Origin of the sequence: Ensifer sp. ENS10, from assembly GCF_014852025.1 — a bacterium.
Lineage (GTDB): Bacteria > Pseudomonadota > Alphaproteobacteria > Rhizobiales > Rhizobiaceae > Ensifer.
The window spans coordinates 248842-275283 of record NZ_JACVAS010000008.1; the positions used below are offsets into that span (position 1 = coordinate 248842).

At 61.9% G+C, this 26442-nt stretch carries 25 protein-coding genes; 4 read left to right on the top strand and 21 right to left on the bottom strand.

The features are described from left to right. Window positions 1–2 precede the first annotated feature (2 nt). Window positions 3–1463: a siroheme synthase CysG gene (gene cysG / locus IB265_RS25640; protein WP_192495284.1), complete on the bottom strand. Its 1461-nt coding sequence runs from the start codon at window positions 1461–1463 to the stop codon at window positions 3–5. A 231-nt stretch (window positions 1464–1694) separates the two neighbouring features. Between cysG and IB265_RS25645 the strand changes: the two genes are divergently transcribed. After that, window positions 1695–2282 (top strand): deaminase, encoded by a 588-nt coding sequence (locus tag IB265_RS25645; RefSeq protein ID WP_192495285.1) that lies wholly within the window; start codon window positions 1695–1697, stop codon window positions 2280–2282. Window positions 2283–2287: 5 nt separating this feature from the next. Then, on the top strand, window positions 2288–3121 hold the full coding sequence (mazG, locus tag IB265_RS25650) for a nucleoside triphosphate pyrophosphohydrolase (RefSeq protein ID WP_057255690.1): 834 nt from the start codon (window positions 2288–2290) through the stop codon (window positions 3119–3121). Window positions 3122–3201: 80 nt separating this feature from the next. Here the strand turns inward: mazG and hflX are convergent, their stop codons facing one another. The 9 genes from hflX to dusB form a co-directional block, all read right to left on the bottom strand. After that, window positions 3202–4527, bottom strand: a complete 1326-nt coding sequence (gene hflX, locus IB265_RS25655) for a GTPase HflX (RefSeq protein ID WP_057255688.1) — start codon at window positions 4525–4527, stop codon at window positions 3202–3204. 78 nt (window positions 4528–4605) lie between these two features. Then, the gene (hfq, locus tag IB265_RS25660; protein ID WP_003535434.1) at window positions 4606–4848 is read right to left on the bottom strand and encodes an RNA chaperone Hfq; all 243 of its coding nucleotides are present in this window, start codon (window positions 4846–4848) and stop codon (window positions 4606–4608) included. Between the two features lie 109 nt (window positions 4849–4957). Continuing rightward, window positions 4958–5821 (bottom strand): D-amino-acid transaminase, encoded by an 864-nt coding sequence (locus IB265_RS25665; RefSeq protein ID WP_192495286.1) that lies wholly within the window; start codon window positions 5819–5821, stop codon window positions 4958–4960. Between the two features lie 11 nt (window positions 5822–5832). Next, the gene (trkA, locus tag IB265_RS25670; RefSeq protein ID WP_057255685.1) at window positions 5833–7209 is read right to left on the bottom strand and encodes a Trk system potassium transporter TrkA; all 1377 of its coding nucleotides are present in this window, start codon (window positions 7207–7209) and stop codon (window positions 5833–5835) included. A 47-nt stretch (window positions 7210–7256) separates the two neighbouring features. Then, complete coding sequence (ntrX, locus tag IB265_RS25675; protein WP_057255682.1) at window positions 7257–8621, bottom strand: two-component system response regulator NtrX; 1365 nt, start codon at window positions 8619–8621, stop codon at window positions 7257–7259. Further along, window positions 8611–10881 (bottom strand): PAS domain-containing sensor histidine kinase, encoded by a 2271-nt coding sequence (locus IB265_RS25680; RefSeq protein WP_058320586.1) that lies wholly within the window; start codon window positions 10879–10881, stop codon window positions 8611–8613. Before IB265_RS25680 ends, ntrX begins: the two co-directional genes overlap by 11 nt. 221 nt (window positions 10882–11102) lie before the next feature. After that, window positions 11103–12557, bottom strand: a complete 1455-nt coding sequence (gene ntrC, locus IB265_RS25685; RefSeq protein ID WP_057255678.1) for a nitrogen regulation protein NR(I) — start codon at window positions 12555–12557, stop codon at window positions 11103–11105. After that, entirely contained in the window at window positions 12554–13705 is a 1152-nt protein-coding gene (locus tag IB265_RS25690) for a nitrogen regulation protein NR(II) (protein WP_093232389.1), read from the bottom strand. The genes ntrC and IB265_RS25690 overlap by 4 nt, the downstream gene beginning before the upstream one ends. Then, on the bottom strand, window positions 13702–14745 hold the full coding sequence (dusB, locus tag IB265_RS25695; protein WP_057255674.1) for a tRNA dihydrouridine synthase DusB: 1044 nt from the start codon (window positions 14743–14745) through the stop codon (window positions 13702–13704). The genes IB265_RS25690 and dusB overlap by 4 nt, the downstream gene beginning before the upstream one ends. A 201-nt stretch (window positions 14746–14946) precedes the next feature. Here dusB and IB265_RS25700 point away from each other — a divergent pair, with 201 nt between their 5' ends. Both IB265_RS25700 and IB265_RS25705 read left to right on the top strand, forming a co-directional pair. Further along, window positions 14947–16152 (top strand): bifunctional 2-C-methyl-D-erythritol 4-phosphate cytidylyltransferase/2-C-methyl-D-erythritol 2,4-cyclodiphosphate synthase, encoded by a 1206-nt coding sequence (locus tag IB265_RS25700; protein ID WP_375293085.1) that lies wholly within the window; start codon window positions 14947–14949, stop codon window positions 16150–16152. Further along, window positions 16152–16649, top strand: a complete 498-nt coding sequence (locus tag IB265_RS25705) for a CinA family protein (protein ID WP_113736714.1) — start codon at window positions 16152–16154, stop codon at window positions 16647–16649. Before IB265_RS25700 ends, IB265_RS25705 begins: the two co-directional genes overlap by 1 nt. On the opposite strand, the gene IB265_RS25710 is transcribed toward IB265_RS25705, so the two are convergent. The 11 genes from IB265_RS25710 to IB265_RS25760 form a co-directional block, all read right to left on the bottom strand. Further along, on the bottom strand, window positions 16637–17086 hold the full coding sequence (locus tag IB265_RS25710) for a type II toxin-antitoxin system RatA family toxin (RefSeq protein ID WP_093232385.1): 450 nt from the start codon (window positions 17084–17086) through the stop codon (window positions 16637–16639). The genes IB265_RS25705 and IB265_RS25710 overlap by 13 nt on opposite strands. Before the next feature lie 9 nt (window positions 17087–17095). Further along, complete coding sequence (locus IB265_RS25715; RefSeq protein ID WP_113512945.1) at window positions 17096–17662, bottom strand: AAA family ATPase; 567 nt, start codon at window positions 17660–17662, stop codon at window positions 17096–17098. A 153-nt stretch (window positions 17663–17815) separates the two neighbouring features. Beyond that, the gene (gene lipA / locus IB265_RS25720; RefSeq protein ID WP_057256065.1) at window positions 17816–18784 is read right to left on the bottom strand and encodes a lipoyl synthase; all 969 of its coding nucleotides are present in this window, start codon (window positions 18782–18784) and stop codon (window positions 17816–17818) included. A 122-nt stretch (window positions 18785–18906) separates the two neighbouring features. Further along, on the bottom strand, window positions 18907–19158 hold the full coding sequence (locus IB265_RS25725) for a GlsB/YeaQ/YmgE family stress response membrane protein (RefSeq protein ID WP_058320579.1): 252 nt from the start codon (window positions 19156–19158) through the stop codon (window positions 18907–18909). Between the two features lie 174 nt (window positions 19159–19332). Next, complete coding sequence (lpdA, locus tag IB265_RS25730) at window positions 19333–20778, bottom strand: dihydrolipoyl dehydrogenase (RefSeq protein ID WP_113512943.1); 1446 nt, start codon at window positions 20776–20778, stop codon at window positions 19333–19335. An 18-nt stretch (window positions 20779–20796) separates the two neighbouring features. Then, window positions 20797–21378 (bottom strand): N-acetyltransferase, encoded by a 582-nt coding sequence (locus IB265_RS25735; protein ID WP_057255662.1) that lies wholly within the window; start codon window positions 21376–21378, stop codon window positions 20797–20799. Window positions 21379–21380: 2 nt separating this feature from the next. Next, complete coding sequence (locus tag IB265_RS25740) at window positions 21381–22022, bottom strand: SGNH/GDSL hydrolase family protein (protein ID WP_113736713.1); 642 nt, start codon at window positions 22020–22022, stop codon at window positions 21381–21383. A 66-nt stretch (window positions 22023–22088) separates the two neighbouring features. After that, window positions 22089–23429: a pyruvate dehydrogenase complex dihydrolipoamide acetyltransferase gene (locus IB265_RS25745; RefSeq protein ID WP_058320576.1), complete on the bottom strand. Its 1341-nt coding sequence runs from the start codon at window positions 23427–23429 to the stop codon at window positions 22089–22091. A 15-nt stretch (window positions 23430–23444) separates the two neighbouring features. Beyond that, window positions 23445–24815 carry a pyruvate dehydrogenase complex E1 component subunit beta gene (locus IB265_RS25750; RefSeq protein ID WP_057255658.1) on the bottom strand — a complete coding sequence of 457 codons (1371 nt, stop codon included), beginning with the start codon at window positions 24813–24815 and terminating at the stop codon, window positions 23445–23447. A 17-nt stretch (window positions 24816–24832) separates the two neighbouring features. Further along, window positions 24833–25879 (bottom strand): pyruvate dehydrogenase (acetyl-transferring) E1 component subunit alpha, encoded by a 1047-nt coding sequence (pdhA, locus tag IB265_RS25755; protein WP_057255657.1) that lies wholly within the window; start codon window positions 25877–25879, stop codon window positions 24833–24835. A 136-nt stretch (window positions 25880–26015) separates the two neighbouring features. Continuing rightward, window positions 26016–26336, bottom strand: a complete 321-nt coding sequence (locus tag IB265_RS25760; protein WP_057255656.1) for a septum formation initiator family protein — start codon at window positions 26334–26336, stop codon at window positions 26016–26018. Between the last annotated feature and the right edge of the window lie 106 nt (window positions 26337–26442).

A 26442-nucleotide genomic window follows, 5' to 3' on the forward strand; every position in this document is an offset into this window, starting at 1 on the left:
CCTCAGTTCAAAATCTGTTCGTTACGCCCCAGGGCGACTTCAACGATTCTCTTGGCATCGCGTGCCTTGCCGACGACCAGCGGCTCGGACCGCTCGAAGTTGGCGCCTGCGACGGCGTCGCCGATGATGACCATGACGGGACCCGAAAGCTCAGTCCGGTTTTCCAGGTCCGGAAGGTCCTTGAGCGTGCCATGCAGCAGGCGACGATCCGCGCGGCTGGCATTCTCGATCACCGCGACCGTGGTTTCCGCAGGCAGACCCGCCTGCATCAGACGCTCGGCGACGGAGGCCGCGACCGTGCGACCCATATAGACAGCGATCGTCGCGCCAGAAACGGCAAGCCGCGCCCAATCGGGTAGGACCTCGCCAGTCAGATCGTGACCTGTCGTGAAGACCAGCGACGATGCGACACCCCGAAGCGTCAGCGGCAGTTCGAAATCAGCGGCAGCGGCGAAGGCGGAGGTGATGCCCGGGACGATCTCGTAGCTGATACCGGCTTCGCGGAGGGCAGCCATTTCCTCACCAGCGCGGCCATAGACCAGGGGATCCCCGGATTTCAGCCGAACCACGCGCTTGCCTTCGGCCGCGAGCGTCACGAGCAACTGGTTGATCTCACCTTGAGACTTAGTGTGGCAGCCCTTGCGCTTGCCAACAGAGAGACGCTCGGCGTCACGGCGGCCCATGTCGACGATCGCCTGCGGTACCAGCGCGTCATAGACGATCGCATCGGCTTCCATCAACACGCGCTGGGCGCGCAGGGTCAACAGGTCTTCGGCACCCGGACCGGCGCCAACGAGCCACACGTGGCCCGGCGCCTTCTCGGGCGCATCGAGCAGACGTGAAACCTCACGGCGGGCAGCGGCCAGATCACCGCCGGCGACCTTATCGGCAACCGGCCCCTGGAAGAACCGGCGCCAGAAGAGCCGACGCGCCACGCCACGCGGCACCAGGCGATCAACCGCCTCGCGGTAGCTTGCCGCGAGCGAGGCGACGACTCCGAGCGACGGCGAAAGAAGCTGATCGATCTGGGCGCGGATCATCTGCGCGAGCACCGGGCCCGCACCTTCCGTACCGATGGCAACGGCGACCGGCGCGCGGTTGACGAGCGCGGGGGTGAAGAAATCGCAATAGTCGGGCTGGTCGACGGCGTTGGCCGGGATCTTGCGCTCGCGCGCGGAAGTGACAATACGGCGATCCTCCGCGCCGTCGCCGGTTGCAGCGAAAACGAGGATGGCGCCGTCAAGCTGCTCGGCTGCGAAGGCAGCCCGAACATGTTCAACGCCGCGGTCGCGCAGATACTGTGCAAAATCCGCTTCAGGCTCATCGGCAAAGACGACGAGAGACGCTTCCGTGTTCAAGAGCAGCCGCACTTTGGCAAGGGCCTCGTCGCCATTGCCGAACACCGCCACGCGCTTCTGCGCGACGCGAAAGAATGCTGGGAAAACGGCGAGCTGCTGCGTCATGGTCTGGCAAACGGTTCCTTCTACAGGCTGCGCCGAATATCCCGCATGGGGCACGACATTTGAAGGAACAGAAATTTCATTGCCTTTCCGGGCACGTATTGTTTTGCTCGGCGGTGCATCATTTTGAGCAAATATCTCCGAGGTCACCAAAACGCCTGCCCTTCCGCAGCCATTGCGCCGCGGGGGCAACCTCCGTTAAATGCGGTCACTGACCCGCCGGAGATGCAAGACATGACCCATTCGGACCTCGCCGAACGGCTTTTGACCGTAATCGAGCAAGATATCCTGCCGCTCACCGAAAAGGGTGTCGCCGCCGGAAACAAGGTGTTCGGCGCCGCGATCCTGCGCAAATCCGACCTGTCGCTGGTGCTGGCCGAAACCAATAACGAGACGGAAAATCCACTCTGGCATGGCGAGGTTCATACGCTGAAGCGCTTCTACGAGATGGCCGAGAAGCCCGATACGCGCGACCTCATCTTTCTTTCGACGCACGAGCCCTGCTCCATGTGCCTTTCGGCCATAACCTGGGCCGGCTTCGACAATTTCTATTACTTTTTCAGCCACGAAGATTCGCGTGACAGCTTTGCGATCCCGCATGACCTCAAGATCCTGAAGGAAGTCTTCCGGCTGGAGCCGGGCGGCTATGCGCAGGACAATGCCTTCTGGCATTCGGCCTCGATCGCCGCGCTCGTCAGGGATGCCGACCCCGTGACCAAGGCGCGGCTCGCCGAACAAGATTCGCGCATTCGCGCCCGCTACCAGAGCCTTTCCGACAACTACCAGTCGGGCAAGGATCACAACGCCATTCCGCTGAACTGAGATCCATGGAACCTTCACGCGATATAAAACGCCTGCTCGATATCATGGCCGCGCTCCGGCAGCCGGAAACCGGTTGCCCCTGGGACATCGTCCAGACCTTCGAGACGATCAAACCCTACACGATCGAGGAAGCCTATGAGGTTGCCGATGCCATCGAGCGCGGCGACATGCACGACCTCTGCGACGAACTCGGCGATCTGCTGCTGCAGGTGGTGTTCCATGCCCGGATGGCGGAGGAAGCCGGCGACTTTGCCTTTGGCGACGTCGTCGAAGCGGTGACGCGCAAGATGATCCGCCGCCATCCGCATGTCTTTGCCCGCTCCGAGGCCGATACGCCTGAAGCGGTCAAGTTGCAGTGGGACGAGATCAAGCAGGCCGAAAAGGCTGAGCGGCAGGAAAAGCGCGCTAAGCGCGGCCTTCTTCCGGACTCCGCCGCAAGCCATCTCGGCTCGGTCCAGCGCTCGTTTCCGGCACTGGTCGAGGCCCTAAAGCTGCAGGAACGGGCTGCCAAGGTCGGTTTCGATTGGTCGGAGCCCGAGCCTATTCTCGATAAGATCGAGGAAGAGATCGGCGAATTGCGCCAGGCGCTGCGCGAAAAGGACCGCGCCAAGGTCAGCGATGAACTGGGCGACCTGATTTTTGCGGTGGTTAATATCGGCCGTCATGTCGGGACCGATCCGGAAATGGCCCTTCGCGGAACCAACACCAAGTTCCGCCGCCGCTTCGCCCATATCGAGCGCGAACTCGGCGACGCCGGCGAGACGCTGGATGGCGCGACGCTCGAGCGGATGGAAGAGCTTTGGCAGGCGGCGAAGGCGATCGAGCGGCAACTCGGCTAAGGCAATCGGGAACGCATATATCCTATGCGTTCCCTCGCGCGAAAGCTGAGGTCAACAGTGAGCGAATCGGAAGCGCAGGCTTACCAGTCTTCCTCAACCGGCTTTGGCCCGTTTCCGAGGCGGCGTTCCAGATCGGCGGCCTCGTTTTCGGTCAGCCTGAGTTCAAGGCTCACACGCCCGTCCTCCAGGTCCTCACGGCCATCGACGATGGCGTGCTGATAGACCCAGGGCAGAAGCTGCAGCTGATCGATGCCGAGCACGACGGTGCATTCGGTCAGCACGCCTGACAGGCGGCGACCAATTTCGCCTAGCAGCTCATCGACGCCCTCACCGGTGATGGCGGAAACGGCGACCGTATTGCCCGAGGTTGCCGCCTTGCTCTGCAGCGCCTCACGCGATTCGGTATCGAGCCGGTCGATCTTGTTCCAGACCTCGATGAGCCGTTCGGAGGCTTCCTTCTCGTCGATGCCGAGATCGGCGAGAATGCGAAGTACATCACTTGCCTGCGCCTGGTTGTCCGGGTCGGAGAGATCGCGCACATGCAGGATCAGGTCCGCTTCCAGCACCTCTTCAAGCGTCGCACGGAAGGCGGCGACCAAGTGCGTCGGCAGATCGGAAATGAACCCGACCGTGTCGGAGAGGATGACCATGCGGCCATGCGGCAGCTTCAAGCGCCGAAGTGTCGGATCGAGCGTCGCAAACAGCATGTCCTCGGCCAGAACGCCCGCCCCGGTCATGCGATTGAAAAGCGTGGACTTGCCGGCGTTGGTATAGCCGACGAGAGCGACGATCGGATGCGGCACCTTCTTGCGCTTGGAACGGTGCAACTGCCGGGTGCGGCGGACCTGCTCCAGCTCGCGCTCGAGCTTGACGATGCGGTCCTGCAGCAAGCGCCGGTCCGCCTCGATCTGGGTTTCACCCGGACCGCCCATGAAGCCGCCACCACCGCGCTGACGCTCAAGGTGGGTCCAGCTTCGAACCAGGCGGCCTTTCTGGTAATTGAGATGGGCGAGATCGACCTGCAGCGTGCCTTCCTTGGTGGAGGCGCGGCGACCGAAAATCTCCAGAATGAGGCCGGTCCGGTCGATGACCTTGGCGTTCCATTCCTTTTCGAGGTTGCGTTGCTGCACCGGCGTCAAGGGATGGTCGACGATCACCAGGCCAGCATCGAGCTCGACGAGGATGTGACCGATTTCCTCGATCTTGCCGCTGCCGAGCAGCGTGCCTGGCTTGGGCTGCGACACCGGAACGATGGCGCCATGCACGACTTCCAGATCGATCGCCATCGCCAGACCGGTCGCCTCTTCAAGGCGACTTTCGTCGGTACGCGTCGTTGTAGTCGAGAGGATGTCTGCGGACTGCCTTCCGGTCTTCTTCAAGACCGGAACGATGACAACCGCGCGCATGTCGTCGCGGAGCTTCTCGAGCTCCGGAATGATCGACGACGACTTTGAATCCCGCTTGGTAATGTGCCTAACGTCCCGTCAGGATGCAGCTTCTTCGTTCTCGAACATCTGCAGCGGCTGGCCGGGCATGATGGTCGAGATTGCGTGCTTGTAGACCAGTTGCGAGTGGCCATCGCGACGCAACAGGACGCAGAAATTATCAAAAGACGTCACGACGCCGGTGAGCTTGACACCGTTGATAAGAAAAATTGTCAATGAAATCTTTTGCTTGCGGACCGTGTTGAGAAAGAGATCCTGCAAGTTTTGAGAACGTTCCGCCATCGCGCCGCTTCTTTCTTATTTGCCGGCGTTTCGCGCCGGTGCATTTTTGTCGATATCTGCAATCAGAGGCGCCACAAGTACCTTCCCCGACACCTCTTTAAGTTTGGTATCAAATCAATGTCTTTTCCGCAACGCCGAAAAAGGCTTCACGAATATTCTGTGCTATGCTTCCCGGATGCCCATTGCCGATCGGCCTGCCGTCCACCGAAATCACCGGAAAGCAGATGCTGGTGGCAGCGGTAATGAAGACCTCGCGCGCCGCGAGCATTTCCTCGACCGAGAACGCTCTCTCCTCGACCTTGAGCCCAAGTGGCCCCGCCACATCCATCAGGGTGGTGCGGGTGATACCCTTCAGGATTCCGTGCTCGGCCGGACGCGTGCGCAGGGTTCCGTCGCCATCGACGATCCAGACATTGGTCGCGGCGCCCTCCTTCACCGTGCCATCGGCATCGACGAAAATTGCCTCCTGGGCACCCTCCTCCTTCGCCTTCTGGCGGGCGAGCACGTTGGGAAGGAGCCCGACGGACTTGATGTCCACCCGGTCCCAGCGGTTTTCCGGTACGGTGATCGCGGCGATCCCATGCGTCGCTTTTTTGGCGATGGCCTCGGCATCGATGCGCTTCGCCGTCACCACGATCGTCGGCATCGTCTCCTTGGCCGGAAACACATGGTCACGGCGCGCCACGCCGCGCGTGACCTGGATATAGAACAGACCATTCCGGACCCGGTTGCGCCGAACCACCTCTCGAATCACATGCACGAGCGCCGCCCGGCTCATCGGCCGGTCGATGCGCAGTTCACGAAGCGAACGGTCGAGGCGATCGAGATGCCGGTTGAGATCGACGATGTAACCATGGCGTATCTCGCAGACTTCGTAGACGCCGTCCGCAAATTGATAACCGCGGTCTTCGATATGGATGCCGGCGTCGGCATGCGGCACGTAGGCACCGTTGACATCGGCAATTCTCGGCATGGATCTCGGCCCTAGAAGTACTGGATGCTGACGCGGAAAAGCTGTTCGACGTGCCGTACGGCATCGGCGGTGGCAAAGAGCACGACACGGTCCTTCGCCTTGATCTTTGTATTGCCGTCCGGACGAATAAACGTCTTGTCGCGATAGAGTGCACCGATGCGGATGCCTTCGGGAAGATCGAGGTCACGCAGGGCCCTGCCAACCAGCGGCGAGGTTTCCAACGCTTCGGCCTCGATCACCTCGGCCATGCCCTTCTGCACCGCATAGACCGCGCGAATGCGCCCCTTGCGGACATGCTGCAGCACGCGCGAGATGGTAACGGCACGTGGGTTCACATAGGCGTCGACGCCAGCCGTGCCGGCAAAATCCTGATAGGACGGTTCGTTGATCAGCACCAGCGTCGACTTGGCGCCCAGCCGCTTCGCCATCATGCTGCCGAGAATGTTGATCTGGTCGTTGTTGGTCAGCGCCACCACGAGATCGGCATCCTGAACGTCAGCCTGGGCCAGAATCCGTTGATCCATCGCCGAACCGTTGAGCACAACCGTGTTGCTCAGCTTATCCGCCATCACCACCGCCCGGTCGCGATCGCTTTCGATCAGTTTCACCCGGGTCCGCGGCTGATGCTCCTCGATGGCCTTGGCAACGAAGTAGCCGACATTGCCGCCACCGAAGATGATGATGCGCCGCGCTTCCTGCTCCTCATGGCCAAAGAGCGCCAAGGTCCGGCGGGCGTGGTCCCGGTCGCAAACGACATAGGCGATATCGCCGGCCTGCAGCTGGTCATCCGAATGCGGCGCCATGACCTTGCCGTTGCGGAAGATGCCGGTAACTGTTGCAAGCAGATCGGGGAACAGTTCGCTCAGCTGCTGGAGCGGCGTGCCGACGACCGGGCAATCTTCCAGGCACTCGAAGGCGACCATGGCGATACGATCTTCGGCGAAACGCACGACGTCGATCGCGCCGGGAAAGGAAATACGGCGCAGCACCAGCCGCCCAACCTCGACTTCGGGCGAGATGGTGACGTCGATCGGCACGTTCTCACGTGAAAACAGGTTCGAATACTCGGGCGCGAGATAGCTTTGCGCCCGGATGCGCGCGACCTTCGTCGGCACGTTGAAGATCGCATGGGCCACTTCACAGGCGACGATATTGACCTCGTCGGAGAGCGTGACGGCAATCAGCATGTCGGCCTGGTCGGCGCCGGCCCTGGCCAGCACATCCGGATGCGCACCGTGGCCGACATAGCCGCGCACGTCGAGGCTCTCGGTGATGTTGGCAATCAGCGTCGCCGAGGTATCGATCACCGATACGTCGTTATCTTCCTGCGCGAGCCGCTCGGCAATGCCGTACCCCACCTGGCCCGCACCACAAATGACTACCTTCATGTCGTACTTTCAGCTGGGAGCACTGCCGCGATGGCCGGAAAAATGCCTCAGACGCCCAGCGATTTGAGCTTGCGATGCAGCGCCGACCGCTCCATTCCGACAAATTCCGCCGTGCGCGAAATATTACCCCCGAATCGGTTGATCTGCGCGATCAGATAATCACGCTCGAACATTTCGCGAGCCTCGCGCAACGGCAACGTCATGATGTGCTGGTCGCCCTGCGCGGAGATCTTCGGCAGCGTATCGCCCACCTCCGTCGGCAGCATGTCTGCGGAAATCGGCGTGTCCGGACCGTCGCTGCGGGCAAGAATCATCAGGCGCTCGATGTTGTTGCGAAGCTGGCGGATGTTGCCGGGCCAGTCGTGGGCCTGGAGCACGGCCAGGGCATCGTCGCCGATCTTGCGCGGACGAATGCCGGCCTGTTCGCTGACCTGGCGCATGAACATGTCGACGAGGAACGGAATATCCTCGCGCCGCTCGGCGAGCGCCGGCACGCGCACCGGAATGACGGCAAGCCGGTGGAACAGGTCTTCGCGGAACAGGCCCTCGGAGATCATGTTTTCGAGATTGTAGGCGGTCGAGGAGATGATCCGGACATCGACCTTGACGCGCTTGGTACCGCCGACACGCTCGAACTGCTGGTCGACGAGCACCCGCAGAATCTTGTTCTGCGTCTCGCGCGGCATCTCGCCGATTTCGTCGAGATAGAGGATGCCGCCATGGGCTTCCTCGAGCGCACCAGTGCGGCGTGGCTGTCCCGGCGTTCCCTCGGTTCCGAACAGCGCAATTTCCATGCGGTCCGGCGTGATCGCCGCCGCGTTCAGCGCCACGAAGGGACCGGTCGACCGCGTCGACTTGCGGTGGATCATCCGCGCGACCAGTTCCTTGCCCGATCCGGACGGCCCCTGGATCATGATGCGGCTGTTGGTCGGCGCGACCTTCTCGATCGTCTGACGAAGCTGCGACACGGCAACCGACGTCCCGATCAGTTCGACCGGATCGCCGGACTTCTTCTTCAGCTCCGAGACTTCACGCTTGAGCTTCGAGTTTTCCAGCGCCCGCTCGGCAATCAGGATCAGCCGGTCGGCCTTGAAGGGCTTCTCGATGAAATCGTAGGCGCCACGCTTGATGGCGTTGACGGCGGTCTCGATATTGCCGTGACCGGAAATCATGACGACGGGGAGGTCCGGATAGCGCCCCTTGATCTCATCGAGCAGCGCCAGGCCGTCGAGCCGGCTTCCCTGCATCCAGATATCGAGGAAGACCAGGCGCGGCACGCGATCGCTGATCGCCGCCAGCGCACTGTCGCTGTCGAAGGCGGTGCGGGTTTCGTGCCCTTCGTCAGAGAGGATACCCGACACGATCTCGCGGATATCTTCCTCATCGTCCACAACCAGAATATCAGCGGCCATCGCTCGCACCCTTATCCTTCAAACTGTCTTCGCCCCCGGTTTCTCCGGCAGGCGGCAGGACCACGCGGATCATCGCCCCGACACCGCCGTCAAAATCGGCTGGCGCGTCGTGCAACTCTAATTGTCCGCCATGGTCCTCAATGATCTTCTTGACGATGGCGAGTCCCAGGCCCGTGCCCTTCTCGCGCATCGTCATGTATGGCTCCAGAATCCTGTGCCGGTTCTCCGTCGGCAGCCCCTTGCCGTTGTCGATGATATCGACAACGAAGCGGCCCGTTGCCACGTCGGTTCGTGCTCGCGCGACGATCCTCGGATGGCCGCGCGCCGCATCGGCCGGCACCGCCTCGATCGATTCGACCGCGTTCTTGACGATGTTGCCGAAGGCCTGACCGAGCATGCGCCCGTCGAACAGGCCCTCGAGCGGCTCTTCGCCGAGGTCCCGCACAAAATCGATGTGATTGTTGCCCATCTCGCGCAGGAACATCGCATCCTTCAGGATCGTGCGGAGATCCGCCTTTTCCTTGGTCGGCTTCGGCATGCGCGCGAAAGCCGAGAACTCGTCGACCATGCGACCGATGTCTTCTACCTGGCGCACGATCGTATCGGTGCACTGGTCGAAGATAGCCTTGTCTTCCTGGTTGATCTGCTTGCCATAACGGCGCTTCAGACGTTCGGCGGAGAGCTGGATCGGCGTCAGCGGGTTCTTGATCTCGTGCGCGATGCGGCGCGCGACATCGGCCCAGGCGGTCGAGCGCTGAGCGATGACGAGGTCGGTGATGTCATCGATGGTGATGACGTAGGATTCGTTCGCTTCGCCACCCTCTTCGCGCGTCACCTGAACGTTCAGCGTCCGCTCGGTTCCGCTGCGCATGATATTGATCTGCTTGCGGTAGTCGTTGCGATGGCGGCTTTCGGCCTCCACCAGAACCTCTTCGACCTCCGGCGCTACCGTGCGCAGGTCCGCGCCGAGGAGTTCAGGCGCCGCCTTCTTCAGGAACTCTTCGGAAAACGAGTTGACGATGGTGATCTGTCGATCGCGCCCGACACCGATCACCGCCGCAGTCACGCCTGAAAGAACAGCCTCGATGAAACGACGGCGATGATCGACTTCGTCCTTGGCCTCCAGGATCTGTTCCTGCTGGCTGCGGATTTCCGAGACCATCTTGTTGAAGGTGCGCGACAGGTTACCAACGTCGCCGTCGACGGCACGGACCGGCACGACAACATCGAGATTGCCGGAGGCGACACTGTCGGCAGCGCCGATCAACTGGCGAATGGGCCGGACGATCCGGTCGGCAACCGCGATCGCGGTCCAGATCGCAGCCAGGAGAACGATGAGCGCAAACCCGATATAGAGAACACCGAAGGCGATCTGCGTGAAGGTTCGACCGGCCTCAAGCATCTTGTACTCGGCCGTGTTCTCTTCCATCAGCCGCAGCGAGCGCATCACTTCCGGATCGACATTGCGAACCGTGTAGAGATAGGTGCCCGGAATGTCGTCGAGCGGAATAACGGCCCCGACAAGGTTGGTGACCCCTGGCGGAATCAGTGTCGGTTGACCGGATACCGAGCTTTTCAGTGCGTCCGGCGGAATGGAGGGCAGCGGACGGTCCGTGGAGATGTTGGCCTGAATTATAGCGCTGCCATCAGCACGAACCAGGAATGCCCCAAGCATGCCGCGGCCGCGCGCCTGGCGGGTCATGAGTTCCGTGAAACCGGTGCGGTCGAGGCTGTAGAGCTGCCGGTTGCGTTCGAGGTCGTTGGCCATCGACACCGTCTGACCCTGCAGATAGCTGGCATTCTCGAGCACATAGGCCTGGGCGACGTTGATCGACGAGCGGACGATCGCCTGCGTCCGCAGCGAAAACCAGCGATCGAGGCCGACGTCGAGCGTAATGCTGGCAAAAATCGCGACAAGAACCGCAGGCGTGATCGCCACGATCGAAAACAGCGCAACGATGCGCACGTGAAGGCGCGCGGCGGCGCGGCCTTTGCGTCGGGCGCGTAGCAGCCGCAGGATTTCGCGGGCGATCAGATAGATCAGGCCAACGACGAACAGGCTGTTGATGGCAGCGCAGGCGATGACGACATTTCGCTCGAGCCGTATCGGCGTCAATCCGAGAAGAACGAGCAGCGAGACAGTGGCGCAGATCAAGGCGCCGGTCGCCAGCATCAGCCCCGGCAGGGCAAAGGACGCGCGCCGGTCCTGCGCCGCGAGTCCCTCATCTGTGCCCAGCGGCAAGGCCATTGCGTCCACCATGAAAAGCGTTCCCCCAACCGGCGCCAGCCGGCGACGGCATCACTTGCTAGCATTCTCTGGTCAAAGGTTGACCTCGCCGCCCAAAGGGCTGCCGCGTTGCACCCCCAGTCAATCAATTGGGTCAAATCGATTGAACGAGACGGCAACGACACGCGATTCGGCGATCGTCACACGTTCAAGCAACGCATTGTGGCGAAAATGCAACGGTGGCCGTGTCCAAGTCAAGCGCTGCGTGAGCTGCGATAGACCGAAACACCGAGTTCGCGGATTTTCTTGCGCAGCGTGTTACGGTTGAGGCCGAGCAAATCGGCCGCCTTGATCTGGTTACCACGGGTTGCGGTGAGCGCCGCAAGGATCAGCGGATACTCCATTTCGGCAAGCACGCGATCGTAAAGGCCGGCCGGAGGCAAAGCTTCGCCGAAGCTTGCGAAATACTGGCGCATGTTTTCTTCGACGGCCTGCGAAATGGTGAGCGATCCGGGCCGCGCCGCGGTCTTTTCGATCGGGCTGTCCGGTATCTCGGAACGCAACTCGTTTTCGATGATCTCGCGGGTGATCACGTCCTGTGGATAAAGTGCCGTCAGGCGCCGCACCAGGTTTTCCAACTCGCGCACGTTGCCCGGCCATGCATGCGCCTTCATCAGTTCCAGCGCTTCATGATCGAAGCGCTTGACGTCGAGCCCTTCCTTTTCGGCCTGCTGGACGAAGTGACGAACGAGATCCGGAATATCCTCCGCGCGGTCACGCAGCGGGGGCAGACGCAGCGGCACGACGTTGAGGCGATAATAGAGGTCTTCGCGGAACAGGCCCTGATTGATCGATTGCTTCAGGTCCTTGTTGGTCGCCGCCACGATGCGCACGTCCGAACGGATCGGCGTGCGGCCGCCAACGGTCGTGTATTCGCCCTGCTGCAGCACGCGCAGCAGGCGGGTCTGTGCGTCCATCGGCATGTCGCCGATTTCATCGAGGAAAAGCGTGCCGCCCTCGGCCTGTTCGAAACGACCAGTCGAGCGCACCTGGGCACCGGTGAAGGCGCCCTTCTCGTGGCCGAAAAGCTCCGATTCGATAAGATCGCGCGGGATCGCCGCCATGTTGATCGCAACGAACGGACCGTTGCGTCGCTTGCCATAATCGTGCAGCGCGCGGGCGACGAGTTCCTTGCCGGTGCCGGACTCGCCGGTGATCATCAGGGTGAGGTCCGTCTGCATCAGGCGCGCCAGCACCCGGTAGATTTCCTGCATCGCCGCCGAACGACCAACCAGCGGCATACCGTCCTGGGTGTCGTCGTCGAGCTTGGCCGGCCGGCGCTTGGGCTCCGACAGCGCCCGGCCGATGATGCCGATCAATTCGGTCAGGTCGAAGGGCTTGGGCAGATAGTCGTAGGCACCCTTCTCCGAAGCCTTGATCGCCGTCATGAAGGTGTTCTGGGCACTCATGACCAGCACCGGCAGATCGGGGCGCGCCTTCTTGATGCGCGGCAGGAGATCGAAGGCATTCTCGTCGGGCATGACAACGTCGGTCACGACGAGATCGCCGTCGCCCGCTGCGATCCAGCGCCAGAGCGTCGCCGCATTGGAGGTGATGCGGACATCGTAGCCGGCGCGGCTCAGCGCCTGGTTCAGCACGGTGCGAATGGCGGCATCATCATCCGCAACGAGGATCGTGGCACCCGTCATGCAAGGCTTCCTTTTGTCATCGGCATGTCGTCTTCATCCGCTGCCTGGCCTTTGGAGGCCGGCATCAGGACACGGAAAGTGGTGCGGTTCTGCTGGCTGTCGCATTCGACGATGCCGCCATGGGCACCGATGATCTTGGCGACCAGCGCCAGCCCCAGGCCGGAACCGTTGGTCTTGGTGGTAATGAAAGGATCGAAGAGCAGCGGCAGCAGGTCGGACGGCACGCCCGGTCCATTGTCGTGCACGCAGAATTCCAGCGGCAGCGAGATCTTCTCGCGCGTCCCGGCTACCGACAGGCGTATACCCGGCCTGTAGGCCGTCGTCAGCACGATCTCGCCATCGCTGCGGTCGCCGATCGCTTCGGCCGCATTCTTGATCAGGTTCAGGAACACCTGAACCAGTTGGTCGCGGTTGGCATAAACGGGCGGCAGAGACGGATCGTAGTTCTCCGCAAACTTGATGTGTCGGGCAAAACCGGCCTTGGCGATCGCCTTCACATGGTCGAGCACCGAATGGATGTTCAGCGGCACGCGATCCACCGGGCGCTCGTCGGAAAACACCTCCATGCGATCGACCAGCGAGACGATGCGGTCGGTCTCATCGCAGATCAGACGTGTCAGCGCCCTGTCTTCGTCATTGGCGGAGGTTTCCAGCAGTTGGGCGGCACCGCGGATGCCCGAAAGCGGGTTCTTGATTTCGTGCGCCAGCATCGAGGCAAGCCCCGTCACCGAACGGGCAGCACCACGATGGGTAAGCTGCCGGTCGATCTTGTCGGCCATCGAGCGCTCCTGGAAGACGACGACGACCGAGCCTGGCTCGGAAAGGACCGGGGCGACATAGAGATCGACGAGCTTGTCGGCGCCGAGACGCGGCGAACTCAGGTCGACGCGGTACTCGTTGACCGGCGCCTTGCGCTCGCGCACCTGTTCGATCAGGGTCAAGAGCGGGCTGCCGAAGGGGATGAAGGCGCTGATGTTGTGGCGCGCCAGATGATTGGCGCTCGCGCCGAAAAACGATTCGGCTTCCCAGTTGGCAAACGCGACCAAACCATTGGCATCGACCAGAATCACCGGATTCTGAATGGCGTTCAGAACCGCCATCGACAGACCGTTTGCGGCCGTATCGGGAATGCTCGGTTTCTCGGTCATGCGGCCATTCCTTCCGCGACCGCCTCGCCGTCCAGCTTGGCCGGAGCCGCGTCGAGTATCACGGCGCTTGCCCTGTCGCAGACGAAACGGGCATCAGTCGATGTCAGGATCGCTGCCTTTTCCGTGCCTGCGATATCAGGGGCAAAGCGGTCAAGGTACCAGGCGACATGTTTGCGCGCGTGCCGCACGGCCACGTCGACACCATAGAATTCGAGCATCATTTCGTAGTGCTCCGCAAAGATATCGGCGATCTCCGCCTGCGACGGGTGCTCAACGGCACCGGCAAGAAAGCCGACGTGCCACGGGCGCCCCTGCGACGAACGCCCGGCCATGACGGCATCAGCGCCCGACCGGCGGAGAATCTCTTGCGCGTCGGCGATCGTCTCCACGTCGCCATTGGCGACCAGGGGGACGGTAATGACCTCGCGGACCGGGCGAATGGCATCCCAATCCGCCTTGCCGTTGTAGAACTGCATGCGTGTACGGCCGTGCACGGTAATCGCCTTAACCCCGGCGTCTTCGGCGCGCTTGGCAATCAGCGGCGCGTTGATCGAGTTTTCGTCCCAGCCGAGCCGCATCTTCAACGTCACCGGCACTTCGACGGCATCGACTGTCGCCTCAACCAGCGACAGCGCGTGATCGGGATCGCGCATGAGTGCCGAGCCGGAGTAGCCACCCGTCACCTTCTTGGCCGGGCATCCCATGTTGATGTCGATGATATCGGCACCATTGTCTGCAGCTATCTTGGCGGCTTCCGCCATCCAATGGGCCTCACGGCCGGCAAGCTGAACGATATGCGGCTTGATGCCGGAGTTCTTGAGCCGCGCCCACGATTCAGACGCATTGCCGACCAGTTCGCGGCTTGCAACCATCTCGGTCACGACGAAGCCGGCACCATAACGCCATGCAAGCCGCCGGAACGGCAGATCGGTAACGCCGGACATGGGGGCGAGCGCAACGCGATTGCGCAGTTCGATAGTCCCTATCCGGAGCGGAGACGAAAGAGCCGGAATTGGCAAATGCATATCTTTCAGGCACATGTTGTTCCTGCACTATTTTTAGACATTGTTCTCGGGCTTGCCAAGCGATTTCGGCGCCTTGCGCAAATTTCCCGGTTTACAGCGCCGCGCGTCTTTCAAGACGCGCCAAGGTGGCCGTAAGAAACGAGAACTGCTGGCAAAGCGCGACCCTTCGCGGTACATCACCGCGAAGATCGGCGAATGCGGGACCTCATACAGAAGATGCAGCCTCAAGAACAGCTTAAGTGCGGCGTGGTGATCGTTGCGGCCGGACGCGGCGAGCGTGCCGGGCAATCCGCCGAAGGCCCAAAGCAGTATCGAACCATCGGCGGCCGCCCCGTTATCGCCCATACGCTTGACACTTTCGCGACATGGCCGGGCGCTGGCCCGATCGTCGTCGTCATCCATCCGGACGACGGGGCCTTGTTCGACGCCGCACGCAGACGCTCGGTGGCCGGCGATGTGATCATCGTCCATGGCGGCGCGACCCGGCAGATCTCCGTGCTCGCCGGCCTCGAAGCCCTGGCTGAAACTGGCGTCGGTCATGTGATGATCCACGATGCGGTCCGTCCCTTTGCCGATCACCCGTTGCTTTCGCGCTGCGCAGCGGCGCTCGGTGGCAAGGTCAAAGCCGTCTTGCCGGCGATTGCCGTTGCCGACACGCTAAAGCGCGGGGGCAAGGATGGCGTCGTACTGGAGACGGTGCCGCGCGACGGTCTCTATGGCGCGCAAACACCGCAGACCTTTGATCTTCCGGCCATTCTTGCTGCCCACCGGGATGCAGCCAAGAGCGGCCGCACCGATTTTACCGACGATGCCTCGATCGCCGAATGGGCCGGCCTCAAGGTCGTCCTCGTCGAGGGCACGGTCGACAACGTCAAGCTTACGCTGAGAAGGGATATCGCCATGGCCGACGAGAAACTCACGCGCATCGCCCTGCCTGATGTGCGCACGGGAAACGGTTACGACGTACACCAGCTCATCGAAGGAGACGGTGTCACGCTCTGTGGCGTCTTCATTCCGCACACGAAAAAACTCTCCGGCCATTCCGATGCCGATGTGGCGCTGCATGCGCTCACCGACGCGCTGCTTGCCACCTGTGGCGCCGGCGACATCGGCGACCATTTCCCGCCGTCCGACCCGCAATGGAAGGGCGCGCCGTCGCGCATCTTCCTTGAACATGCCGCACGGATCGTGCGCGAGCGCGGCGGCATCATCACCAATGCGGACATCTCGCTGATCGCCGAAGCGCCGAAGGTCGGCCCGCATCGCCTGACGATGCGCGAAAAGCTTGCGGAGATACTGGGCATCTCGCTCGACCGCTGCTCGGTCAAGGCAACGACGAACGAGCGTCTCGGCTTCGTGGGCCGCGATGAAGGCATTGCCGCCATCGCCACGGCCACCGTCGTCTATGGGAGCCTTTCGTAATGTGGCCCGCCGATATCGAAGTCAAAGCCGGTGAGATCATCGCCAAGTTCACGGCGCGGGACCTCAAAGTCGCCACCGCCGAATCCTGCACCGGCGGCCTGATCGCCGGGGCGCTGACCGAAATTTCCGGTTCGTCCGCGGTCGTCGATCGCGGTTTCGTCACCTACTCCAACGAAGCGAAGGTAGCGATGCTCGACGTCGAGACCGCCACCCTTGCGGCCCATGGCGCCGTTTCGCGGGAGACTGCAATCGAGATGGCGCGTGGCGCCATCTCCCATTCGGCAGCGGATTTCGCCGTTGCCGTCACCGGCATTGCGGGTCCCAGCGGCGGTTCGGCCGAAAAGCCGGTCGGGCTCGTGCACCTTGCGGCATCCGGGCGAAACGGCGCGATGCTGCATCGGGAGATGCGCTACGGCGATATTGGCCGCAGCGGCATCCGGCTTGCGACCGTCCGCACCGCGCTCGACATGCTCACGGAAATCGCTCAGACCGTATAGATGCTGTCGGCGCGCTTTTCGAAGGCGTCGGAGAACATGCGGAAGGCCCGGTCGAACATCGATCCCATCAACGCGCCGAGAATGCGGCTCTTGAACTCGTAGTCGATGTAGAAATGCACGATCGACTGCCCCTCGCCCGCGGGTTCGAAGCGCCAGCGGTTGTCGAGATATTTGAACGGCCCGTCGATGTACTTGACCTCGATCACGCGCTCGTCCTTGTTCAACAGCACCTGCGTCGTGAAGGTCTCGCGGATCGCCTTGTAGCCGACGGTCATGTCGGCCAGCAGCAACACCTTGCCGTCGCGCTCCTTGCGCGTGCGCACCGTCAGTGCCTCGCAGAGCGGCAGGAATGCGGGATAGTGCTCGACATCGGCAACGAGATCGAACATCTGATCGGCGGTATGCTTGACGACGTGGTTGGTTTCGAAATGCGGCATGATCGAGAGCTAGTCGCCCCGCCTTATCTTCGCAAGTAGTAACGCCGTTTCCGCGTGCGATTTCAACACGAGAACCGGCAGGTTGGCATGACCGGCAAGCTGTGCCTCGATCTCAACCGCATCCCTGCGCTCGAAGTTCCAGATGTAGCGAAGGAAATCGAGATCGACCTTCTCCGGACAATCGTCGGCCATATCCGGGCGGGTCTTTTTCCAATGGGCGAACCAGCGCCAGAGCACACCGCGCAACGAAACCCAGCGCGGCGGCCGCATCCAGATCACCACGTGTGTGCGTGGCAAGCGGAGCGGCAGCGTCTTCGGACTGGTACCATCCATGATCCAGCGTTCGCCAGCAGCAGCCTTCGAGATCAGGGCAAGCATTTCCTGCCTCGGCCGCAGCCTCCACCCCGGCAACCAGAAGAATTCCCGATCCATCGCCAGATGCGGCAAACCGAACTGTTCGGACAGTTGCCGGGAAAGCGTGCTCTTGCCGCTGCCGGAACAGCCGATCACCAGAATACGCTGCGCATTCTTGAGATGCGTCGCCGCCTCGTCCCAGTTGCTCATGCATCGCGGCATCGGCTCGCCTCCTCCAGTGACAGCCGTTAGGTGATTGGATCGGAGGATGCAAGCCTGGCGCGAGCGGCCAGTTGTCGCTCCGACGCCCTCCCCAAAACAAAAACTCCGGCGCAAGCGCCGGAGCCGATCGTTTTTTGAGAACCTGTTTCCGTCTTACTCGGCAGCCTGCAGCTTCTTCTCACGCGCTGCCCTGAGGCGGGCGAAGTCGTCGCCGGCATGGTGCGACGAGCGCGTCAGCGGGCTCGAGGAGACCATGAGGAAGCCCTTGGTGTAGGCGACGGTCTCGTAGGACTTGAACTCCTCGGGGGTCACGAACTTCTCGACCTTGTGGTGCTTGCGCGTCGGCTGCAGGTACTGGCCGATCGTCAGGAAGTCGACATCCGCGGTGCGCAGGTCGTCCATCAGCTGCAGCACTTCGTTGCGCTCTTCGCCGAGGCCGACCATGATGCCCGACTTGGTGAACATCGTCGGGTCCAGTTCCTTCACGCGCTGCAACAGACGGACGGAGTGGAAGTAGCGCGCACCCGGACGGACCGTCAGATAGTTGCCCGGTACGGTTTCCATATTGTGGTTGAAGACGTCAGGCTTGGCAGCGACGACGCGCTCCAGTGCACCCGGCTTCTTCAGGAAGTCCGGCGTCAGGATTTCGATGGTCGTTGCCGGGGACGCTTCGCGGATCGCCCAGATCACCTTCTCGAAGTGCTCGGCGCCGCCATCTTCCAGGTCGTCGCGGTCGACCGAGGTGATGACGACGTGGCTGAGGCCCATCTGCTTGACGGCCTTGGCGATGTTCGCCGGCTCTTCGAGATCGAGCGCATTCGGCTTGCCGGTCGCGACGTTGCAGAAGGCGCAGGCGCGGGTACAGATCTCGCCCATGATCATGAAGGTGGCGTGCTTCTTGTCCCAGCATTCGCCGATGTTCGGGCAGCCCGCTTCTTCGCAAACAGTGACGAGCTTGTTGCTCTTCACGATCGAACGCGTCTCCTGATATCCCTTGGACATCGGCGCCTTGACGCGGATCCACTCCGGCTTGCGCATCACTTCGGTGTCGGGCTTGTGGGCCTTTTCCGGGTGGCGGACGCGTTGCGCCCGGTCAGAGACGGCATCGAATACCGTTACCATACTGTCTTCCTCGTCGCGGCGGGCCGGCATCAGGCCGGATGACCCATTTTCGCTCTATATAGACGGCCCGACGGGAAATGTCAGGCCGTCTTGCCCGACGGAAGCGCAAATGGCCCGGCAGGCTATCGTTTGACGGCGCGACCAACGGCAATCAGCAGGCAGGCGCCGATAAAGCCGATGACCAGATAGGCGACCCATCCGGCAAAAGCCATGCCGAAGGCCGCCAGGATGAAATTCAGCACCACCGCGCCGATGATGCCGAGCAGTATGTTCATGAACAGCCCCATCTCGCTGTTCATGAACCTCTCCGCGAGCCACCCGGCCAAACCGCCGATGATGATCGCAGCCAGAATGCCGACGCCGTTCACGCTCATTTTGATCTCCGTGCATTGAAAACGAGGCCATTCTCAATGCCGAAGCCTATCAAAAGTTCCGGCGAGGATACAGCGCCGCGCGTCTCGAAAGACGCGCAAAGGTCGCTGTAACCCTTTGAATGTCGTATAATTTTGCCCTTAAATCGATGTCGATTTAAGGAATTATACGGGGCTTTAGGCGTTGAGCGCGCGGCCGTAGGCGTCGAGCACGCTTTCCTTGATCGTCTCCGAAATCGTCGGATGCGGGAAGATCGTGTGCATCAGGTCTTCTTCTGTCGTCTCGAGGTTCATCGCGACGACGAAGCCCTGGATGAGCTCGGTGACTTCGGCCCCGACCATATGGGCGCCGAGCAGCTCACCGGTCTTCTTGTCGAAGATGGTCTTGACGAGACCCTGGTCCTCGCCGAGCGCGATTGCCTTGCCATTGGCAACGAAGGGGAAGCGGCCGACGCGGATGTCGCGGCCCAATTCCTTGGCCTTGGCTTCGGTGAGGCCGACGGAGGCGACCTGCGGATGGCAATAGGTGCAGCCCGGGATCTTCAGCTTGTCCATCGGGTGCACATTCGGCAGGCCGGCGATCTTTTCGACGCAGATCACGGCTTCGTGCTCGGCCTTATGGGCGAGCATCGGCGGGCCGGCGACGTCACCGATGGCGTAGATGCCCGGCACGTTGGTCTTGCCGTAACCATCGATGGCGATGAAGCCGCGATCGGTTTTCACGCCGAGCGCCTCAAGACCGATATTCTCGATATTGGCCTGCACGCCGACGGCGGAGATCATCCGGTCCGCGGTGATCTTTTCGACCTTGCCGTCCTTCATCTCAACATGGGCTGTGATCGAGTTCGCGCCCTTCTCGACCTTCGTCACCTTGGCTTCGAGATGGATCTTCATGCCCTGCTTTTCGAACTGCTTCTTGGCAACGCCGGATATTTCGGCGTCCTCGACCGGCATCACGGTCGACATGACTTCGACAACCGTTACGTCAACGCCCATGGTGCGGTAGAACGAGGCGAACTCGATGCCGATCGCGCCCGAGCCCATGACCAGCAGCGACTTCGGCATTTCCTCAGGCTTCATCGCCTCGAAATAGGTCCAGATCAGCTTGCCATCGGGCTCGATGCCCGGAAGCGCGCGCGGCCGGGCGCCGGTCGCGATGATGATGTGCTTGGCGGTGTAGGTGCCCTCGCCCTTGGTGTTCTTCGGCAGCGGCGCCTGCGGCTGGACGACCGGCTTCGTCGATTTACCGACGACGATTTCGCCGGGCTTCGTCAGCTTCGCCTCGCCCCAGATCACGTCGACCTTGTTTTTCTTCATCAGGAAGCCGACGCCGCCGTTCATGCGTTCGGCAATACCGCGCGAGCGTGCGACGATCGCCTTCAGGTCCGGCGTCACCGTGCCTTCGATCTTGACGCCATAGGCGCTCGGATGCTGGGCGTAGTGCAGAACTTCGGCGGAGCGCAGCAGCGCCTTGGTCGGAATGCAGCCCCAGTTGGAGCAGATGCCGGCCAGATGCTCGCGCTCGACGATCGCGGTCTTGAGACCCAACTGCGCCGCACGAATGGCGGCGATATAGCCCCCTGGACCCGAACCGATGACGATGACGTCGTAATTCTCAGCCATATGTTTCCTGCCTTTGTCTCAAGCGACCTTGCGGGTGAACAGCACCCAGTCGTGTTTCTTGCTTTCCTCAAAGAGCGGAACCGCCCCGGCGCGCGCTGCCTCGCCGAAACCGTTTGCTCTGTATAGTGCCTGGGCCCTGTCGTTGTGGCTTTCGGTGATCAGGCTCACCGGCGCCGATCCGGCGCGTTCGAATTCCTTTGCCAGGAGCGCGCTGCCGATTCCGCGGCGGCGCTGATGGCGATAGACGCCGAGGCTCTCGATGAACCAGTGACCGACGATCTGCCTCTGCAGTGCCAGCAAGGGTTCCAGAACCGGATGCTTGGGAACGATCTCCAGCACTTCCGGACCGATCGAATAACCGACCGTCAGGCCGGCAACCTCATCATCAACGTCAGCAACGAGAGCGTCGCGCCAGTTTCCAGGCCCGGGCTCTTCGCGCAGCTTGTTGCGGCCACGCTCGAAGGCCGTATCCGTCACCCCATGAAGAACGGCGCCGTACCAGAGCCAGGAGGCAAAGCCATGCGCGGCGATATCGACGAGGATGGCGAGCTCGGCCGCCTCGCGCTTTTCCGCCGGACGAATGGTGACGCCCCCCACCATCCCTAGACCCCAAGCATCATCCGCACGACCGGTTCGAGACCCCGGCCGATCGCACGCGTATTCTCGGCATCGAGATGCACACCATCGAGCGGCGTGGTCTGAGCGACCGATCCGGCATCGAAGAAGCCGCAATCGAGTTCGTCGGCGAGATCGCGATAGAGCGGTGCCAGCATCGCCGACTGCTCGACACCGCCGGCGTACATCGCGCCGAAGGCGGCATTGGCCGTTTCGCAGAGCATCGGCGGCGAGACGATCAGGATTTCTGGCCCACCCTCGTCTTCGACCGGCCAGTCATGCCGGCGCACGAGCGTGATGAGACGCTGGATGCCCTTCACTGCGCCGAAAGCGGTTCCGTGGATCACCGGCTTCATATCGTTGGCGCCGAGAAGAAGAATGATCAGATCGAGCGGCGCATGACTGTGCAGCACCGTCGGCAGCACTCTTGCGCCGTTGCGGTCGCAATCGGCGAGATGGTCGTCATAGGCGGTCGTGCGACCGTTCAGTCCCTCGGCGATGACCTGAACGCCCGAGCCCAGCGCCTTCTGCAACACGCTCGGCCAGCGATCGGCAAACGCGTGACGGCCGCCATCCGCGGCATCGTAGCCCCAGGTCAGACTGTCGCCATAGCAGAGAACTGTTTTCATCGTCCGGGCCCGCCTTCGACTGCGCGAAAAGGAACGGACCGGCCCGAAGGCCGGTCCCTATCCAACTCAGACCAGCATGCCCATCGGGTTTTCGATGTAGCGCTTGAAGGCTCCGAGCAGTTCGGCGCCGAGCGCTCCGTCGACGCAGCGATGGTCGGTCGAGAGCGTAACGGTCATGACATTGGCGATGACCATCTGCTTGTTCTTGACGACGACGCGCTCCTCGCCCGCACCGACCGCGAGGATCGTGGCATGCGGCGGATTGACGACGGCGGCGAAGTTCTTGACGCCCATCATGCCCATGTTGGAGACCGCCGTGGTGCCGCCCTGGTACTCCTCGGGCTTCAGCTTGCGGTCCTTGGCGCGCTGGCCGAGGTCCTTCATCTCGTTGGAGATGGCAGACAGGCTCTTCAGCTCCGCCTGGCGCACGATCGGGGTGATCAGGCCGCCCGGGATCGACACGGCAACGCCGACGTCAGCGTGCTTGTGCTTGACCATGTTGCTCTCGGTCCAGGAGACGTTCGCATTCGGAACGTCGCGCAGCGCAAGCGCCAGGGCCTTGATGACCATGTCGTTTACGGAGAGCTTGTAGACCGGCTTGCCGCCCTGCTCCGGAGCAGCGGCATTGAGCTGGGCGCGCAGTGCAAGAAGCGCGTCGAGCTCGCAGTCGAGCGACACGTAGAAGTGCGGGATCGTCTGCTTGGATTCGACCAGGCGCTTGGCGATCGTCTTGCGCATGCCGTCATGCGGTATGAGCTCGTAAGAGCCCGGCTCGAAGAGCTTGAGAACGGCATCGTCCGACGGGCCCTTGGCAAGCGGAGCGGCCGCGGGAGCGGCAGTGCCGGCAACCGGTGCGGTTGCAGGCTTCGCGGTGCCACCGGCAACGGCAGTCTCAACGTCCTTCTTGACGACGCGACCATGCGGGCCTGTGCCGGCGATTGCCGACAGGTCGATGCCGGCGTCCTTGGCCAGACGACGGGCGAGCGGCGAGGAGAAGACGCGAGCGCCTTCGGACTTCGCCGGCTGGGCTGCAACCGGAGCCGGAGCAGCGGCAGGAGCCGCAGCCGGAGCGCTCGGCGCCACCGGTGCCGGCGCTTCCGCCTTGGCCGCGGGAGCCGGTGCGGCTGCGCCGTTGCCACCCTTTGCAGCGGCAGCAACATCCTCGCCATCTGCGGCGAGAACGGCGATCAGCGCATTGACCTTGACGCCATCGGTGCCGGCGGGAACGACGATCTTGGCGACGGTGCCTTCGTCGACGGCTTCGACTTCCATCGTCGCCTTGTCGGTCTCGATCTCGGCAATCACGTCACCGGACTTGACCTTGTCGCCTTCCTTGACCAGCCACTTGGCCAGATTGCCTTCTTCCATCGTCGGAGAGAGGGCCGGCATTGTGATGTTGATAGGCATCGAAGAACCCTCCCCTTATTTGTAGCAAACGGCTTTCACCGCATCGACGACTTCAGCAACGTTCGGAAGCGCGAGCTTCTCGAGGTTCGCGGCGTAAGGCATCGGCACATCCTTGCCGGCGATCGTCAGGATCGGAGCGTCAAGGTAATCGAATGCCTGCTGCATGACGCGGGTCGCGATCTCGGTACCGACGGACGACTGCGGGTAGCCTTCTTCGACGGTGACGAGGCGACCGGTCTTCTTGACCGATTCGATGACCGTCGGCAGGTCCATCGGACGGATGGTACGCAGGTCGATAAGCTCGACGTCGATGCCCTGGGCTTCGAGTTCAGCAACCGCCTTGACCGCATAGGTCATACCGATGCCGAAGGAGACGATAGTTGCGTCCTTGCCGACCTTGTGGATGCGGGCTTTGCCGATCGGCAGCACGAAATCGTCAAGCTTCGGCACTTCAAAGGAGTGACCGTAGAGGATTTCGTTTTCGAGGAAGATGACCGGGTTCGGGTCGCGGATCGCGGCCTTCAGCAGCCCCTTGGCGTCGGCTGCCGTATAGGGCATGACGACCTTGAGGCCGGGGATATGGCTGTACCAGGCGGCATAGCACTGCGAGTGCTGGGCAGCCACGCGGGCAGCGGCACCGCTCGGGCCGCGGAAGACGATCGGCGCGCCCATCTGGCCGCCGGACATGTAGAGCGTCTTGGCAGCGGAGTTGATGATCTGGTCGATCGCCTGCATGGCGAAGTTGAAGGTCATGAACTCGACGATCGGGCGAAGGCCGGTCATGGCAGCGCCGACGCCGACACCGGCAAAGCCGTGCTCGGTGATCGGGGTGTCGATGACGCGACGCGAACCGAATTCCTGCAACAGGCCTTGGGTGATCTTGTAGGCGCCCTGGTACTCGGCGACTTCTTCGCCCATGACGAAAACGTCGTCGCTCAAGCGCATTTCTTCGGCCATGGCGTCGCGAAGCGCTTCGCGAACGGTCATCGTCACCATTTCGGTGCCGGCCGGGATTGCCGGATCGGCGGCAACTTCAACCTTCGGCTGGGCTGCAACCGGAGCCGGCGCGGACGCAGCCGGAGCCTCAGTGGCTGCCGCCTTCGGCGCTTCGGCCTTCGGAGCGGCGATATCGCCTGCCGCTTCGCCGTCCTGCAGCAACACGGCGATCGGCGTGTTGACCTTGACGCCCTCGGTGCCGGCGGCAATCAACAGCTTGCCGATCGTGCCTTCGTCGACGGCTTCGACTTCCATCGTCGCCTTGTCCGTCTCGATTTCGGCGATGACGTCGCCGGAGGACACCTTGTCCCCCTCGTTCTTCAGCCATTTCGAGAGCGTGCCTTCCTCCATCGTCGGGGAAAGGGCGGGCATAAGAATTTCTACTGGCATGTTTGTCCCTCCCCGGATCAAAGCAGGATGTCGGTGTAGAGCTCGGATGCATCCGGCTCCGGATCGGCCTGGGCGAAATCGGCGCTGTCGGCAACGATATCGCGGACATCCTTGTCGATCTGCTTGAGCTCGTCCTCGCTCGCCCAGCCCTTTTCGGTCAGACGGGCTTTCACCTGCTCGATCGGGTCATGCTCCGAGCGCATCTTCTGCACTTCGTCCTTCGAGCGGTATTTCGCCGGGTCGGACATGGAGTGGCCACGATAACGGTAGGTCTGCATTTCGAGGATGATCGGGCCCTTGCCGGAACGGCAATACTCGACGGCCTCGTCGGCGGCCGCCTTGACGGCGCGAACGTCCATGCCGTCGACCTGGAAGCCCGGAATGTTGAAGGAAACGCCGCGCTGCGAAAAGTCGGTCTGGGCCGAGGCACGCGATACTGCCGTACCCATGGCGTAGCGGTTGTTCTCGATCACGTAGATCACCGGCAGCTTCCACAACTGCGCCATGTTGAAGCTTTCGTAGACCTGACCCTGGTTGGCAGCGCCGTCACCGAAATAGGCGACGCTGACATTGTCGTTGCCGCGATAGCGGTTTGCGAATGCAAGGCCGGTACCAAGCGAAACCTGGGCGCCGACGATGCCGTGACCGCCGTAGAAGTGCTTTTCCTTGGAGAACATGTGCATCGAGCCGCCCTTCCCCTTGGAAAGACCGCTGCGACGACCGGTAAGTTCGGCCATGACGCCACGAGCGCTCATGCCGCAGGCCAGCATGTGGCCATGGTCACGATAGGCGGTGATGACCTGATCACCGTCTTTCAGTGCCATCTGCATGCCGACGACAACAGCCTCCTGGCCGATGTAGAGGTGACAGAAGCCGCCGATGAAACCCATGCCATAGAGCTGGCCGGCCTTTTCCTCGAAACGCCGGATGAGCAGCATTTCGCGGTAAGCCTTCAGGTCATCTTCTTTGGTGAAATCGGCGATGGTGCCGCCGTTGAAGTCCTTCTTGGCCGGCTTTGCGGCGGCCTTACGGCTGGAGACGGACGCGGTTTTTCGCGGAGCCATTCATTCCTCCCAATGGTTAGCCTTTGGCGGTTACCATAGGGAAAGAAAAGCGCCACAGCAATGCCATATTTGCATGGCTCGCATTCCACGCAAACAATTGAATTTGCTTCACAAATTTCAATTAACTGAATTCAAGTTAATTTTCGGGGCGGTGAAAAATAACGATCTCGTCACTTCGCGACATGTTCAGCGCGAGGCGAGCTTTTTCATCCAGCATGTCCCGTTCCAGCGACCCATCACTCATCAGTTGGACCTCTTTTTCAAGGATCATCCGCTGCTTCGTGAGCTTATCCAGCCGCGCCTGCCGCTCGACGATCTGGCGATCGAATTGCTCCGTCGCCTTCAAGCCATAGCCGCCGTGGATGGAATGATAGCCGAAGTAAGAGAGAAAGGCGACCGCGATCAACGGCATAACCAGCCGGCCCAGTTTCCGTTTCTTATGATGCCGTGTCCACATCCATTCACGCCCTGATACGCATTACGGAAATGAGACTAGCGTCGATTGATTAACCGACCGTTGACCATGAATGGCAGGAAAACAGAAACCCGCCCACGTGGGAACG

Coding starts and splice junctions, on each gene's coding strand:
- cysG (WP_192495284.1), bottom strand. CDS start 1,463: ATGACGCAGCAGCTCGCCGTTTTCCCAGCATTCTTTCGCGTCGCGCAG.
- IB265_RS25645 (WP_192495285.1), top strand. CDS start 1,695: ATGACCCATTCGGACCTCGCCGAACGGCTTTTGACCGTAATCGAGCAA.
- mazG (WP_057255690.1), top strand. CDS start 2,288: ATGGAACCTTCACGCGATATAAAACGCCTGCTCGATATCATGGCCGCG.
- hflX (WP_057255688.1), bottom strand. CDS start 4,527: ATGCGCGCGGTTGTCATCGTTCCGGTCTTGAAGAAGACCGGAAGGCAG.
- hfq (WP_003535434.1), bottom strand. CDS start 4,848: ATGGCGGAACGTTCTCAAAACTTGCAGGATCTCTTTCTCAACACGGTC.
- IB265_RS25665 (WP_192495286.1), bottom strand. CDS start 5,821: ATGCCGAGAATTGCCGATGTCAACGGTGCCTACGTGCCGCATGCCGAC.
- trkA (WP_057255685.1), bottom strand. CDS start 7,209: ATGAAGGTAGTCATTTGTGGTGCGGGCCAGGTGGGGTACGGCATTGCC.
- ntrX (WP_057255682.1), bottom strand. CDS start 8,621: ATGGCCGCTGATATTCTGGTTGTGGACGATGAGGAAGATATCCGCGAG.
- IB265_RS25680 (WP_058320586.1), bottom strand. CDS start 10,881: ATGGTGGACGCAATGGCCTTGCCGCTGGGCACAGATGAGGGACTCGCG.
- ntrC (WP_057255678.1), bottom strand. CDS start 12,557: ATGACGGGTGCCACGATCCTCGTTGCGGATGATGATGCCGCCATTCGC.
- IB265_RS25690 (WP_093232389.1), bottom strand. CDS start 13,705: ATGACCGAGAAACCGAGCATTCCCGATACGGCCGCAAACGGTCTGTCG.
- dusB (WP_057255674.1), bottom strand. CDS start 14,745: ATGTGCCTGAAAGATATGCATTTGCCAATTCCGGCTCTTTCGTCTCCG.
- IB265_RS25700 (WP_375293085.1), top strand. CDS start 14,947: ATGCAGCCTCAAGAACAGCTTAAGTGCGGCGTGGTGATCGTTGCGGCC.
- IB265_RS25705 (WP_113736714.1), top strand. CDS start 16,152: ATGTGGCCCGCCGATATCGAAGTCAAAGCCGGTGAGATCATCGCCAAG.
- IB265_RS25710 (WP_093232385.1), bottom strand. CDS start 17,086: ATGCCGCATTTCGAAACCAACCACGTCGTCAAGCATACCGCCGATCAG.
- IB265_RS25715 (WP_113512945.1), bottom strand. CDS start 17,662: ATGCCGCGATGCATGAGCAACTGGGACGAGGCGGCGACGCATCTCAAG.
- lipA (WP_057256065.1), bottom strand. CDS start 18,784: ATGGTAACGGTATTCGATGCCGTCTCTGACCGGGCGCAACGCGTCCGC.
- IB265_RS25725 (WP_058320579.1), bottom strand. CDS start 19,158: ATGAGCGTGAACGGCGTCGGCATTCTGGCTGCGATCATCATCGGCGGT.
- lpdA (WP_113512943.1), bottom strand. CDS start 20,778: ATGGCTGAGAATTACGACGTCATCGTCATCGGTTCGGGTCCAGGGGGC.
- IB265_RS25735 (WP_057255662.1), bottom strand. CDS start 21,378: ATGGTGGGGGGCGTCACCATTCGTCCGGCGGAAAAGCGCGAGGCGGCC.
- IB265_RS25740 (WP_113736713.1), bottom strand. CDS start 22,022: ATGAAAACAGTTCTCTGCTATGGCGACAGTCTGACCTGGGGCTACGAT.
- IB265_RS25745 (WP_058320576.1), bottom strand. CDS start 23,429: ATGCCTATCAACATCACAATGCCGGCCCTCTCTCCGACGATGGAAGAA.
- IB265_RS25750 (WP_057255658.1), bottom strand. CDS start 24,815: ATGCCAGTAGAAATTCTTATGCCCGCCCTTTCCCCGACGATGGAGGAA.
- pdhA (WP_057255657.1), bottom strand. CDS start 25,879: ATGGCTCCGCGAAAAACCGCGTCCGTCTCCAGCCGTAAGGCCGCCGCA.
- IB265_RS25760 (WP_057255656.1), bottom strand. CDS start 26,336: ATGTGGACACGGCATCATAAGAAACGGAAACTGGGCCGGCTGGTTATG.